Source organism: Ferruginibacter sp. SUN106 (assembly GCF_050611765.1).
Taxonomy (GTDB): domain Bacteria; phylum Bacteroidota; class Bacteroidia; order Chitinophagales; family Chitinophagaceae; genus Ferruginibacter.
In genome coordinates this window covers 540,405-554,398 of the sequence record NZ_JBODJC010000004.1, presented here as the reverse complement: position 1 = coordinate 554,398, position 13,994 = coordinate 540,405, and the positions used below count along the sequence as shown (strand labels likewise).

Annotated in this window: 11 protein-coding genes; 3 read left to right on the top strand and 8 right to left on the bottom strand. The window is 38.8% G+C overall.

From position 1 onward, the window contains the following. Positions 1–18: 18 nt before the first annotated feature. The 8 genes from ACQ334_RS18460 to ACQ334_RS18425 all read right to left on the bottom strand — a co-directional run bounded on the left by ACQ334_RS18460 (position 19) and on the right by ACQ334_RS18425 (position 9,645). Complete coding sequence (locus ACQ334_RS18460; protein ID WP_430989734.1) at positions 19–1,128, bottom strand: Gfo/Idh/MocA family protein; 1,110 nt, start codon at positions 1,126–1,128, stop codon at positions 19–21. A 129-nt stretch (positions 1,129–1,257) separates the two neighbouring features. After that, positions 1,258–2,310 (bottom strand): tetratricopeptide repeat protein, encoded by a 1,053-nt coding sequence (locus ACQ334_RS18455; protein ID WP_430989733.1) that lies wholly within the window; start codon positions 2,308–2,310, stop codon positions 1,258–1,260. A gap of 76 nt (positions 2,311–2,386) precedes the next feature. Then, positions 2,387–2,770, bottom strand: a complete 384-nt coding sequence (locus ACQ334_RS18450; protein ID WP_430989732.1) for a DUF2809 domain-containing protein — start codon at positions 2,768–2,770, stop codon at positions 2,387–2,389. 41 nt (positions 2,771–2,811) lie between these two features. Then, positions 2,812–4,989 (bottom strand): PQQ-binding-like beta-propeller repeat protein, encoded by a 2,178-nt coding sequence (locus ACQ334_RS18445; protein WP_430989731.1) that lies wholly within the window; start codon positions 4,987–4,989, stop codon positions 2,812–2,814. A gap of 43 nt (positions 4,990–5,032) precedes the next feature. Then, positions 5,033–5,416, bottom strand: coding sequence for a hypothetical protein (locus tag ACQ334_RS18440; protein WP_430989730.1), 384 nt, complete (start codon positions 5,414–5,416; stop codon positions 5,033–5,035). Positions 5,417–5,469: 53 nt separating this feature from the next. After that, the gene (locus ACQ334_RS18435; protein ID WP_430989729.1) at positions 5,470–5,898 is read right to left on the bottom strand and encodes an OmpA family protein; all 429 of its coding nucleotides are present in this window, start codon (positions 5,896–5,898) and stop codon (positions 5,470–5,472) included. 9 nt (positions 5,899–5,907) lie between these two features. Continuing rightward, positions 5,908–9,153: a S41 family peptidase gene (locus ACQ334_RS18430; RefSeq protein ID WP_430989728.1), complete on the bottom strand. Its 3,246-nt coding sequence runs from the start codon at positions 9,151–9,153 to the stop codon at positions 5,908–5,910. A gap of 111 nt (positions 9,154–9,264) precedes the next feature. Next, positions 9,265–9,645 (bottom strand): VOC family protein, encoded by a 381-nt coding sequence (locus ACQ334_RS18425; protein ID WP_430989727.1) that lies wholly within the window; start codon positions 9,643–9,645, stop codon positions 9,265–9,267. Positions 9,646–9,796: 151 nt separating this feature from the next. Here ACQ334_RS18425 and ACQ334_RS18420 point away from each other — a divergent pair, with 151 nt between their 5' ends. The 3 genes from ACQ334_RS18420 to ACQ334_RS18410 are packed head-to-tail and all read left to right on the top strand — an operon-like array spanning position 9,797 to position 13,963. Then, positions 9,797–10,465 (top strand): hypothetical protein, encoded by a 669-nt coding sequence (locus ACQ334_RS18420; RefSeq protein WP_430989726.1) that lies wholly within the window; start codon positions 9,797–9,799, stop codon positions 10,463–10,465. Continuing rightward, positions 10,462–11,682 carry a hypothetical protein gene (locus ACQ334_RS18415; RefSeq protein WP_430989725.1) on the top strand — a complete coding sequence of 407 codons (1,221 nt, stop codon included), beginning with the start codon at positions 10,462–10,464 and terminating at the stop codon, positions 11,680–11,682. The genes ACQ334_RS18420 and ACQ334_RS18415 overlap by 4 nt, the downstream gene beginning before the upstream one ends. A gap of 58 nt (positions 11,683–11,740) precedes the next feature. Next, entirely contained in the window at positions 11,741–13,963 is a 2,223-nt protein-coding gene (locus ACQ334_RS18410; RefSeq protein ID WP_430989724.1) for an FUSC family membrane protein, read from the top strand. Positions 13,964–13,994 lie beyond the last annotated feature (31 nt).

Sequence of the window (13,994 nt, the reverse complement as noted above, 5' to 3'; positions counted from 1 at the left end):
TATATAATAAGAAGCAATTTACACCAACGAAATTTTCTTCCCCGTTCTTGCCGCTTCATAAATAGCCTGCAATACTTTCATGTCTTTAAAACCTTCTTCGCCATTGATGTGTTCGGGCAATTGTTTATTGTCTAATATTATTTTTGCAATGCCATCGCATTGTGCAGCCTGCTGGTTGATCTCCGGAAAATTCAATTCAGCCTTACTTGTCTTGCCTTTGAAAGGGCCGTAACTAATACCAGGACTCAGTTCAAAAGTACCTTCATCTGCGGATGCAAAAAATCTGTCGATACCGCAATTATAAGTGCTGGTGCAATTACTGAAAGCGCCACCGGGAAATTCCAGTTGCCATGCAATGGATGCTTCTACTTCGGCAAATAATTTTTTATCGGTGATAGGGCCAAACTGTGCAGTTACCGAAATCGGTTCTTCGCCTGTTACATAACGGCTGCTTTGCACACAATAAATACCTACGTTCATTAAAGGGCCACCGCCTGCCAATGCTTTATTCAACCGCCATTCTGTTGGGTCACTGGTTTTATAACCAAGCGATGCTTCAATTAAACGCACCTGCCCGAAAACCTTTTCCTGCCCCAATCTTTTCATTTCTAAATTATACGGTTCGTAATGCAACCGGTACCCCACTGCTAATTGCACGCCTGCAGTTTTACAGGCATCAATCATTTCCCTGCAATCGGCAGGTGTAATCGCCATGGGTTTTTCTACAATCACATGCTTGCCTGCTTTTGCAGCACGGATGGTATATTCTTTATGCATAGCGTTGGGCAATACCACATACACTAAATCAATGTCTTTATTATTTTTTATCTCATCAAAATTCTGGTAGTTGTAAATATTTTTTTCGGGGATATTATATTTTGTTTTCCATTCAGCTGCTTTAGCTGGTGTGCCGGTTATTATGCCTGCTACTTTACAATATTGAGAAACAGCTATGCCTTCGGCCAGGTAATTGCCGTAGCGCCCCAAACCGCAAATAGCAATATTTAATTTTTTGCCTGCATCATTTGCAGGAGGCATCATAAAAGATGGCAATGATGCTGCCACAGCAACACCACCTGCACCCATACTTACATTTTGTAAAAAAGAACGGCGGGATAAATTTTTCATCTTGTATATTTTTAAATAAAGCTGAAACCAGTACCACTGCAATTAATACAAATGTATAGAAGAAAACCAATGAGTGTGGTTGATTATTATGACTGGTATAGTACATTCACCTGCCACAAAAAAATTCCGTTATTTCGCAGGCCATTTATAAGCTTTCAGCCAATCGTAAAATTCGTCGGTTTTACCGGTGTTAGCGGTAAGCCATATTTTATTTCGCTCTTCCCCTGTATGGGCAAATACCAACCGGCTTACGATCATGGTGTATTTATTTTCTTTCATGCTTTTAAAGAAAGGTACATACCGTTCGCTGAAAAACCCTTTTTCATTATCATTCAAACTACTGATCAATAACTGCAATCTCAGGTCAAATTTTTCAATTTCAGTTTTAGTAATGGTATTCATTACAGAATCTTTGTCCAATGCTGCAGACATATTAAAGATCATTTCCTGCATACCGAAATTATCTGGTTTCTTTTTTGATTTTTTTGTATCCAGCATTCCGGCGTCCATGGTAATGGTAATGCTGTTATCGCCTGTCTTTTTTACGCTGCCAAACATCAGTTCTTTTAAAGTAGCAAAGCTGGTAGCAGCCCTGTCTGTTTCAGGCTCAACAATCAGTTGCATAATACAGGCCATCATTGCCGGAATATGATTGGTTGATTTTAATAATTCACCCACACGGTAATAACTCGACGCATGAAATGGATTTGATACCAGGGCCTCCTGGTAACTTTCATAGGCTTTGTCAGCATCATTCATGATACTGTAAGTGATGCCCTTATTAAAATTCAACAGAAAGTATCCCGGGAATTTTTTCAACCCTTCGTTATAAATTTTAATAGCATCTGCTGATTTCCCCTGGTCATCCAATGAACTACCATACTGCACATACACTGCTTTTAACAGCGGATTATCAGGAAATTGTTTAATGACTTGTTTGGAAAGTTCGATGCACTCGTCATATTTTTTCATGGAGTACAGGGAAAATGTTTTTTCATAATACGCATCTATATAATTTGCATCTTCTGCAATGGCAGCATCATATTTTTTTATGGCATTGTCGTACTCGCCTTTATCGTGCAATACAATGCCTTCATTTACCAGGGCCTTAGCTTTTTCTGATTGGGCAAAACCTAAAACAAAGGAAAGACAGGAGAAGAGTAGTAGAATATTTTTTTTCATAAAACAGTTTATTGATGAAGATGCGAATTGCATTCAATTTACACAATAAAATTTAATATGATTTATGATTGACCGGTTATTTTAGATTTCCTGCCAGTTTTTCTGCAAACAGTACAACCAACACCCCGGCTATATATGCGGCTATATCAACCCATTCAAATGAAGTACCGATAATAACTCTCGCCAGTTTTGAATGCTGCAGGCCTAATACTTCCACAATTTTAAAATATTGCAGTGTTTCAATTAAAAAAGAAAACAACAGTACAGCAATAGCCGTTTTTAAAACCGGGGAATTTATAAATGCTTTTACGGTGCAATAAATAAGAATAACAACCAGCAGGTCGCCGATATAAGGCCGTATAATTGCATCATGAACGTATACTGCAATCAGTATTTCCGTTACCAATAACAGTATGGCTAAAATAAAATACCTGGCGCTGAATTTTAATGAAATGTTCATAAGCTGATGAGGTACGGATTTATTGCTGCTAAGTTATACGTTTATTTTTTATCCGGCAATCCAAACGCAACATACACGTCTGCCGAAGGTTTTCCGAGTTTTCCGCCGCCGCAGGCAATCACTAAAAATTGTTTACCATTTACTTCGTAAACAGCAGGCGTGGCAAAGCCACAAGCCGGCAACGGAAACTCCCACAATAATGTACCGGTTCGTTTATTAAATGCCCTCATTTTAGCATCGCTGGTGGCTGCAATAAAAACCAGTCCGCCTGCAGTTACAGCGGGGCCGCCGTAATTTTCTGTACCGGTGTGTAACCCTTTTGCTTTTAATTCCGGGTAATCACCCAATGTATCTTTCCAAACCAACTGCCCGGTATTTAAGTTAATAGCATTTAGTGTACCCCATGGTGGTAGCACAGCAGGATATCCTTCTTTAGTTAAAAATTTATTATAGCCTGTGCCGCTGTAAGGCATTTTATTCCATCCATCATCGGGTATTAGTGGTGCAATAAATTTTTTATTTTGTTCACTTTTAATGTCCAGTATAAATACAGCCAGCGCTTTCTTTTCGCTTGTTGCAAGCTGATTAAAAGCCGGCATCATTCTTCTGCCTGTACTAATCAATTGCGTAAACTGTTCTTCAGTATATTTTTTGGAGGCATCAGTTAAGGGCGGATAATTACCACTCCCCTGCTTTTCGGTACCATGACAAGCCATACATTTGGAAGTATACAAACGTTGCCCTGCCAGCAGGTTGTTTTCAGCTGTTAATGGTTTGTCTTTAATATCCACCATGGTGAGTATCCATGGCATTTCGTTGGCATTAACATACATAATGCCTGTTGCCGGATCTACCGCAGGACCGCTCCATTCTGCACCTCCATCATAGCCCGGAAAAATTACAGTGCCCCGTTTTGTAGGCGGATTAAACATCACACCGGTTGAATAACCCGATAATCTTTTTTTAATATCCTGGTAAGAAGAATCAGGCACGAGTGTATTCAAATCTTTTTCTGTTAAAGATTGTCGTACAAAGGGTGCAGGTAAAGTAGGGAATGGTTGTGTAGGATTTGGTTTTTCGCCAATGAGTTCCGATACAACAGGTACATTTCTTTCTTCAATTGGAAAAACAGGCTGGCCAGTTACCCTGTCAAAAATAAAAATAAAACCACTCTTGGTAGGTTGTGCTACTGCATCAATCTTTTTACCATCTTTTGTAATGGTAACCAATGAAGGTGCCGTTGGCAGGTCACGATCCCATATATCGTGATGCACTGTTTGAAAATGCCAGATGCGTTTACCCGTTACCGCATCTAACGCCACTAATGAATTGGCATATAAGTTTTGCCCCAATCTTTTGCCACCGTAAAAATCATATACGGCAGAACCCAATGGTGCAAATACAATACCTCGTTCTTCATCCAGGCTAAAGCCTCCCCAGGAATTGGCACCGCCTACATGTTTATAAGCCTCCTTATTTTCCCAGGTTTCAAAACCTGCTTCACCAGGCTGCGGAATAGTATGGAATATCCAGCGCAATTTACCTGTATGCACATCGTATGCTCTTATATGCCCCGGTGCTGCAGGCATTTCCTCTGCTACACGGCAACCAATAATAATTTCATCTTTATAAATAATTCCGGGAGTGGTACAAGACACATAGAGATCATTTGCATTTACACCAAGATCATTGTGCAGATCTATTTTTCCATTATTGCCAAAAGAAGTTATTGCCTTACCTGTTACTGCATCAACACAAAAAAGACTGGGCCCTGCAGCATAAAAAATACGTTTATCGTTTTCTCCTCCTGAATAATAGGTTACCCCACGGCATACATTCATCATAAAATACCCGGCACCTTTTACATCTTTATTAATATCATCTGCAGGATTAAATACCCATTTTTCTTTTCCGGTGACGGCATCCAATGCAAAGAGTTTTAATTTAGGAGAAACACCATACAGCATATTATCTATAATAACCGGGTTCACCTGCAGCTGTGTCATCTTATCAGCATCTCCGGCATGGTATTGCCAGGCCACCTGTAGTTGCGTAACATTATTGGTATCAATTTGTGTTAATGCTGAGTAGCGGTTGTTTTCTTTATTACCGCCATATACCGACCAGTTTTTGTATCCTGTGTTATTATGTGAATTGCAGGAGAGCAAAACAAAAAATAGTATAGCTGCAAAGAATACATTATTACTTTTACTTTTCATGCAAGCTCAATTTTTCCTGATTAGTTATAAAAAATAAAATTTATCATCGCATTTTTTCCATTTCATCATTATCCTGTGCACCATTGCTTACGGTAGTTCTGTATGTCATTTTTGTTTTATCTATATTTAATATTTCCACTAATAAAGAATCTCCTGCTTTTATTGATGCCGGATGAGCACTGGTAGTGCCCACGTAAATTAAATGGTAACTGCATTTATCAATCCAATGTATCTTAAATTCGTAAAAATGTTTACCGCTATCTACATATTCCCTTTGTTTTTGCAATGTTCGCACTACAAATAAATTCTTCGGATCGATATTTTTATATTTCCATTTACCGGTAAATAGTTTTTTGCAATCGGTATCTTTCGGGTATGCAAAAGCCATACACAATAAAAAAACAGGAATGTATTTTAAATATTTCATGCTACAGATTTATGCTTAGTAATAATTAATAATTAGCAGGTTTTGTATAACAGTCATTCTTTTTTACGCCAGAACTGGATGTAAATATCCACACAGCGTTGTTGTATATGAGCCTGCGGAAAATGCAGATCGTATGCATCTGCAGACTCCCCTATCCAACCGACATATACACGTGTAGTGTCGAATACTGCATGGTTGGCTAAATAATCATATACCGCATTTGCTCTTTCAGACGAAAGTTCATCATTATCATCTTCTTTTCCCTTAGTATCGGCAAAACCAAAAACTTTTAAAAAGCCCATTGAATCAGAACCGAGTTGCCTTGCAACATGATCAAGCATGGGAAAATATTTTTTGTCAATAGAAAAGCTACCGGGTTTAAAATAGATTGTTTTTACAAGTATTGTTTGTGCATTTAAAGAAAATGCAGTGGCAACAAACAACATGGCAAAGACTATCCTTAAACGTATATGATCACTCATGTTTTATAATCAATTTCTTTTTTCGTAGGCCGGTTGTTTGGGCGCACTGTAGCCTTTGTTTTTTAAAGCTGCTTTTATTTCAGTGATGGCACGTTCCAGTTGCGGATCGGTACCCTTGCTCATCAAACCCAGGTCTTCATCAACAGCAATATCCGGATCAACACCGTGCCCTTCTTTAAACCAGGTACCATCCTGGTTATACATCCTGAAAGATGGTGCTGTAATACTTCCTCCATCAACTAAAGAAGGCATACCGCTGATACCGATCAGTCCGCCCCATGTTCTTGCACCAATCAACGGGCCTAAACCTTTCTTTCTAAAATAATCAGGAAAGGCATCACCACCGGAACCACTCCAGCCATTAATGAGCATTACCTTAGGCCCGAAGTGTGCGTAAGGCGGCCATGGCCATGCAGCGCCATCACGTGTAGCCCAATATGCCAACGGTGTACGGTTAAGCATTTCTATAAAACGATCAGGAATTTGTCCGCCGCTATTAAAGCGTTCATCAATCACCAATGCTTTTTTATCCCATTGTGCGTTAAACTGTCGTGTAAGTTCTTCCTGCCCATCAGTGCCAGTGCTTGGTACATAAATATAACCGGCTTCGCCATTAGTTGCTTCATCCACACGTTTGCGGTTAGCTTCCACCCATGCTAAATAACGAAGGTTGTATTCATTATCCATCGTTTGTACCACTGCAGTTTTGGCACCGTTAAAATTTGGGCTACTGTTATACGTTAGTTCAACCGTTTTTTTGGCTAAACCCTGGAAGAAAGCATACGGTTCCTGGTCTGTGGTAATGGGCTTGCCGTTTACTGCCAGTATATAACTACCTTCCTTGATATCGATACCCGGTTCATCTAATGGTGAACGTTCTTTAACATCCCATGCCGCACCACGTATGATCGTTTTTACTTTATAATAATTTCCTGCGGCCTGCCAATCTACACCAAGATAACCTACGCTTTTATTGGTTTCTCTTTCTTCATCACCACCGCCTTTGTAAGTGTGCGATGCATTTAATTCACCGATCATTTCTCCTATGATAAAATTCACTTCTTCACGTGTCAATGCCCCTTCAATCATTTTTAAATAACGTTCCTTTACCAAATTCCAGTTTACGCCATGCATATTAGGATCATAAAAATAATCCCGTTCCATACGCCATGCATCGGTAAATAATTCTTTCCATTCTGCCATCGGGTCTACTGTCATTTCCATTTCATTCAACCGTAAAGGCTTGTCGAATTTTTGTCCTTCCTGTGGTTTTATCACTGCCATTGCATTGCCACGCATAGCCAGCAATTTATCGGTATTAGCACAGAGGATATAACCATCCGCATTGTCCAAAATATTTTTTTCTTCTCTGCCTTCAATATCAAAAAATTTAATGGCCGCTTTAGCATCATCGCCACTACCCATGTTAGGATACTTCATGTACACTATCTTCCCTTTTACAGAACTGAGGTTGCCATAATTACCTGCCGCCAGCGGCAGCATCACCATTCTTTTTTGTATTCCATCAAAATCTATTTCTACTGTATTGGCTGCAGGTTTCTTTGCAGCAGTATCTTTCTTTTTTTCTGCAGGCATTTCATCTGCTTTATATGCTACCGTATCATTTTTTGCATACAATAAAGAGGCTGTAGCTTTCTTTAAAGTAATAACTGCGATTTGTGTGGAATTACCATAAATAAATGAATTATCAATATCGCTGTAATAAGGCGAATAAGATTGATTGGTGGTGAGGTATAAATATTTCCCTTCAGTATCAAACACCGCATTGCCGCAATTGTAAAAGCCATCAGTAACCTGTTGCGTTTTTTTATTCTGCGTATCATAGATGTACACTGCATTGTGATAATTATTAAGATCACGGGTGTAAGTAAACCAACGGCTGTCCGGCGACCAGCTTCCTTTAAAACCTTCGCAGCCACCATGCATAAAACGCAATGCCTGGTCAACATCTGTTGTACTGCCGGTTGCCACATCAAAGATTTTTATTTTCATAGCCTGGTCAATAAAAATTAGTTTTTTACTATTGGGCGACCATGATAAATTATACCTGAACCCAACGTTATAACTGGTTACTTTTTTGGGCGCCTCATCTTTGCCAGGTTGTGCTAACCACAATTCATTTTCTCCTGACTGATCACTCCAGTAAGCAATTGTTTTTCCATCGGGCGACCATGAAGGATAACGTTCATTGGCATCGGTGGAATGGGTAATGTTTTTTACAAAACCATTTTCAGCAGGTACAGAAAAAATATCTCCTCTTGCCTCTACCAAAACCCTGTTACCATCGGGGCTGATATCAACATGCTGTACAAAACCTGCAACGGAAACAGATTTAGATTTTAATGCTGCTTTATCTGTTACCACATTTACAGCAATAGTTTTTGCCTGTTGTGTGGCAAAAGAAAAAAGAAACAATTTTCCTGCCTGTTCAAATACAATATCATCAGGTCCTGCAGAAGGAAAATGAATATCATAATCTTTAAAATTGGTAAGCTGTTCAAATTTTTTACTGCTAACTGAATACTTCCACAAATTCATTCTTAATTCTGCTCCACGATCTGAAATAAAATAAATATCATCAGCATGCCACATCGGAAATTCGTTTCCTGCAACTTCGGCAGCGGAAATATTCTGTGAGGTATTGCTGGCAAAATTAAAAATATGAATACCCGCTTTCCATCCGCCACGATAGCGTTTCCAGTTGCGGTTAGATTGTGTGATAAAAGTAAGCGCCATTTGTTTGCCATCAGGAGAATAAGAACCAAGTTCCGCATAAGCAAAAGGTAATTTTTCTGCAGGGCCGCCATTAGCTGCTACTGTATAAAACTGATTGAAGCGGTCTCTGCCACTTTCACGCCCTGAAGCAAATAGAACTCTTTTGCCATCGGGTGTCCAGTCTACTACTCTGTCGGGAAAACCATGTGCTGTTAATCGTGCCGGCACGCCGCCTTTAGCTGGAATCACATACACATCTTTATTGCCATCGTAATTACCGGTAAAGGCAATAGCATTACCATCAGGCGAAAATTTAGGATAGATCTCCACGCCTGCAGGTGAACTTAATTTTTCGGCAGTGCCACCCTCTTTGGGCATGATCCAGATATCATTGCCATAAGAAAAAACGATCTGTGTTTTTGATACGTCCGGGTAACGAAATAAACCGGCATCAATTTGCGCTGTTGCACTCAATACAATAAAAACAGCAATACAGGAGAAGAGCATTAATTTCTTCATGGCAATTATAAGTTTAGTAGTTTAATGTGTGGGATATTGATAAGGAACAGTAAGATAAAATAAAAAAGGTAATAATTACAACTAATCAGCAGGTATTATTATGGTTAAAAATTACCTGCCACCATGCTGGTACAAGCCCAATACGTTTCCTGTGGGATCGCTGAAGCTGGCTGTTATTTCACGAGCTGCCTTATCAACCGGCTGTATTATTTCTCCGCCATTTTCATTGATGAGCGCAATAGTTGCATCGATATCATACACCATAATATGGATCATGATGCCCAATTCGTTTACCGGCTTCCTGTCTGTTCTCCAGGTACCGCTTACTTCCGTAACGGCATCATCAAACGAAGCAGTACCATCATCATTTTTCCTTATCTGCCAGTTAAAAACCTGGTGGTAAAAAGTAGCGGATTCATTGATGTCTTTTGAGGGTAATTCGATATAACAGATCTTGCCATTACCAAATGTTGGATGAGAAGCATTTTCCATGATGTATAGTTTGTAGTATTTTAAAATTAAGTAAAAGTTTACATCCGTTTAATGTATGATCTAAACAAAATACCTGAATTTTAACATTGTGCTATGGCTGAACCCGGAGAAAAAATAATTATCTTTAAAGCGTTCCAAAACTTTACCAGTCATGAAACTAATTTTTATTGTGCTGCTGAGTATACTCACTACTTCTTCTTTTGCACAAACAAAGGCCATTGCTTTTAAAAGCCATAGTGGCAATATGAATAATTTCAGTATTGCTTTGGAGCATGGTTTATTCAGTAATGAAGAATCAAATTTTGGGCTCCCATCAAGTATAAAAACTTATCGCCTGGATAGTGTTATTTATGTTTCCGAAGAAGTTTCCGTAATCGTGTACAGGTTTTATAACCGCCGGTTTAATGAACCTAAAGATTCTGCAAAATTTATCAGAAGCTATAAAGATTCACTCTTTAATGATCCTTTGTTTTCAAAAAAACATGCATTAGACAGCATTAAGACAGTTTTGAAAAAGACCGGCCGTTACGATTACCCTATTAACAATGCAGTGTTTGTAGGGTATGACAATAAGAAGAAAACCGTAAAAGAAAAGACAGTTACTAAACCTGTTGATAATACCAATAAAAAACCGAAAGAAAATAATATCACCCCTGTTATAACAAACAATAACGACAATTCTCCTTTTGATATGCAAATGGTAAAAGCACTTGCCGGTATTTTTTTACTGGCCTTGCTTGGCGGCTGGTTATCGTGGAAATATGCCGGTTACCGTAATAAAAAAAGTGATGGCATTGCTGATCAATTAACTGTTGCATGAAGGGCAGTATAACTAAAAGCGTAGCTGCCCTTTTTACATTGCTTGGCGTACTCTTTATTCCTTTTCCATTTAATATTACAACACTTCAATTACAGGTTACTGATTTTATTTTTGGTAAACTGATCGGTATTACAGCTAAAGTTCTTTTTGGAAAAGCTCTTTCCAACACAACAATTTATTCCGACAGTATTTCGATGTACATATTGTTGCTGATACTTTTTGCAGTAGCTGTTATTATAGTTTTAATACTGAGTAGTATAAAAAAATGGCAATTGTACAGTGAGAAAATATTCCGCATTTTATACCAGCTCTTTATTTATTACCTGGCATTACAGTTGTTAAAATACGGTGCAGATAAAATCTTTAAAAATCAATTCTATACTCCAGAGCCTAATACTTTATACACTCCAATGGGGCAACTACAAAAAGATATTTTGTACTGGAGTACTATGGGCACTTCTTACACTTATAATATTTTTCTTGGATCATTGGAAATACTGGGCGGAGTTTTAATTTTAATTAAACGAACAAGATTAATCGGTTTACTATTATCATCAGGCATATTGGTAAATGTAGTAGCGGTAAATTTCAGCTTTGATATTTCTGTTAAATTGTATTCCTCGTTTTTATTATTCCTGGATATCTATCTTTTGCATCCTTTTGGTAAGAGGCTTTATCAATTGCTGTTGCAAAAAAACATTACTGCATTACCTGCAACCGGGCAAACAACAGTATTCAAAAAAACATTTGCTATTGCATTTTTACAATGGTTAGCCATTGGCCTTATTGTGCTGGAAGTTTTTTATCCTTTTGTAATGGCAGGAAATTTTAATGGCGATAAAACACCGAGACCTTACCTGCATGGTGCTTATGAAGTAAGAAATATCATTGAGGGAAAAGATACGCTTGCTTCGTCTCTGTCTCCGGTAAAACGTTTTTTCATTCATCGTGGCAGTTATATTATCTTCCAGGACCAGGGAGATATTATGAAGGATTACAAACTCAGTTACGACAAAGCAGATACCACATTAACTATTACTGACTACGAGTTTAAACAAACAGTTCTCTCCTATACTTACCAAACCGCTGACAGTATTTTAACGCTGGAATATCTTACTAATGACAAACCGATCAAATTAATTGGCAAGGCCATTAACTGGAGAAAATTGCCCGCCTTACAAAAAAATTTTCACTGGACGATGGATGGTATGCAGTAAAGTGCCGGCGCTTTCATTTAGCATAGTATCTTTGCCATTGCAAACCGTCATCTGACCAATGGATTACATCAAAGAATATAAAAGTTTTATCAGCAGCCATTACCTGAGCGATGGCGTTCGCATTACTGCCGGTATCGTTTTACCTGCAATTGTCCTCAATCATTTTAATTTATTAGCTGTTGGTGTGGTGGTATCGTTAGGTGCCATGAGTGTGAGCATTACAGATACACCCGGGCCTATACACCATCGTAAGAATGGTATGCTGGCCTGTATCGTTATCAATACACTGATGGCATTGCTTACGGGTTTGGTGGCGCCTTATCATTTGCTGCTTGGTGTATTAATTGTAGTGGCCTGTTTTTCTTTTTCTATGATTGCTGTATATGGTGCAAGGGCAAATTCCATTGGCGTTTCTGCATTGCTGATGATAGTGCTTAATATCAGCGACCATCTTACAGGATGGAACCTAGTGATAAATGCAGGCTATATACTGGCCGGCGCAGTATGGTATACTTTGCTGAGTTTGTTGCTGTATAGTTTTCGCCCATACAAACTGGCGCAACAGGCATTAGGCGATTGCATTATGGCTACCGCGGATTACCTGCGTGTAAGAGCGGCATTTTACGAAAAGGAAGTTGACTATGAAAAAACTTACCAGCAAATGATGGAGCAACAAATCGTGTTGCATACCGAACAAAACCTGGTAAGAGAACTATTATTTAAAAGCCGTGATGTAATTAAAGAATCCACCACTACGGGCAGAACATTGCTGATGATGTTCACAGACATTGTTGACCTGTTTGAAAGAACCATGACTTCCTATCATGATTATAAAGCACTGCATGATGCTTTTAATGATAATGATATACTGGAACAATACCGGCAACTGATACTGGAACTGGCGAATGAACTGGACGAAATTGGTATTGCAGTAAAAAGCGGAAGAGAGTCTGAAGATACAGGACTACTGGCTGCACATATCAGCACCACAACGGAATACTTCAATACCTTCAGGGATGCTAACCGTACCGCAGAAAATGTAGACAGTTTCATCAGCATGCGGCATATCCTTAACAGCATCAGTGATATTGCAGGCCGCATACATACTTTGCATTTATACACAGCGTACGATAAAGAGCTTACTAAAAAAATGGCCAGGCCTGTAGACCTTGATAAATTCATTTCTCACCAGGCTATCGACTGGAAAGTATTGCGGGATAACCTATCCTTTGCATCAAATAATTTCCGTCATGCATTAAGAGTAAGTATTGCCACACTGGTGGGTTATATTGTTTCGTTATTGTTGCCCGTGGGGCATAGTTACTGGATATTACTCACCATCATTGTAATTTTAAAACCAGCTTATAGTCTTACTAAAAAAAGAAATTATGAAAGATTAGTGGGCACTATTCTTGGAGCTGCGGTTGGTATGTTGTTATTATATTTTATTCATGATAACCAGGTGCTGTTTATTATCATGCTGGTATTAATGATCGGCACTTACAGTTTACTACGTACCAATTATATGATCAGCGTTATTTTTATGACGCCGTATATATTGCTGCTTTTTCACTTGCTGAGTAATGCTAATTTTCAAACTATTATTATTGATCGTGTAACTGATACTGCCATAGCATCTGTGATTGCTTTTTTAGCGAACCTTATTTTATTACCTGCCTGGGAACAGGAACAGGTGAGTAGTTACATGCTGGATGCCATCCGCAGCAATAAAAAATATTTCACCGCTATAGCAGCTGCTTTTACCGGCAACCCGGCAGATAATACCTTGTATAAAGTGAGCCGCAAAGATGCATTTGTTGCATTGGCCAACCTTTCGGATGCATTCACCCGTATGTTATCGGAACCTAAAAGCAAACAGAAAAACAGTACCAGATTGCACCAGTTTGTAGTGCTTAATCATATGCTTACTTCGCATATTGCCACGCTTTCGTATTATGTAAAACCATTGTCGGCTAAATTTGCATCGCCGGATTTTATACCGCTGATCAACAATACCACAGCACGTTTGGAAGATGCAGAAAAGATCATCGGCGAAATGCCAGGAGAAGCGGTGGCTCCTGAAACCTTACCGCACAACATCATTCAGCAGCAATTGCAACATTTATTGCAGGCAAGGCGTAAAGAATTACAGCAAGGTATATTACAAAGTGATACGCAAAAAATACTGACTGAATTTAAACCTATAGCCGACCAGTTTAATTTCATTGATAATATTGCCACTGATATTAAAAAGACCGGCATGCAGTGGATGGAAGAATAATTGTTATTTACAATTACCCACCATTACTACC

Coding starts and splice junctions, on each gene's coding strand:
- ACQ334_RS18410 (WP_430989724.1), top strand. CDS start 11,741: ATGGATTACATCAAAGAATATAAAAGTTTTATCAGCAGCCATTACCTG.
- ACQ334_RS18430 (WP_430989728.1), bottom strand. CDS start 9,153: ATGAAGAAATTAATGCTCTTCTCCTGTATTGCTGTTTTTATTGTATTG.
- ACQ334_RS18435 (WP_430989729.1), bottom strand. CDS start 5,898: ATGAGTGATCATATACGTTTAAGGATAGTCTTTGCCATGTTGTTTGTT.
- ACQ334_RS18445 (WP_430989731.1), bottom strand. CDS start 4,989: ATGAAAAGTAAAAGTAATAATGTATTCTTTGCAGCTATACTATTTTTT.
- ACQ334_RS18450 (WP_430989732.1), bottom strand. CDS start 2,770: ATGAACATTTCATTAAAATTCAGCGCCAGGTATTTTATTTTAGCCATA.
- ACQ334_RS18420 (WP_430989726.1), top strand. CDS start 9,797: ATGAAACTAATTTTTATTGTGCTGCTGAGTATACTCACTACTTCTTCT.
- ACQ334_RS18460 (WP_430989734.1), bottom strand. CDS start 1,128: ATGAAAAATTTATCCCGCCGTTCTTTTTTACAAAATGTAAGTATGGGT.
- ACQ334_RS18440 (WP_430989730.1), bottom strand. CDS start 5,416: ATGAAATATTTAAAATACATTCCTGTTTTTTTATTGTGTATGGCTTTT.
- ACQ334_RS18425 (WP_430989727.1), bottom strand. CDS start 9,645: ATGGAAAATGCTTCTCATCCAACATTTGGTAATGGCAAGATCTGTTAT.
- ACQ334_RS18455 (WP_430989733.1), bottom strand. CDS start 2,310: ATGAAAAAAAATATTCTACTACTCTTCTCCTGTCTTTCCTTTGTTTTA.
- ACQ334_RS18415 (WP_430989725.1), top strand. CDS start 10,462: ATGAAGGGCAGTATAACTAAAAGCGTAGCTGCCCTTTTTACATTGCTT.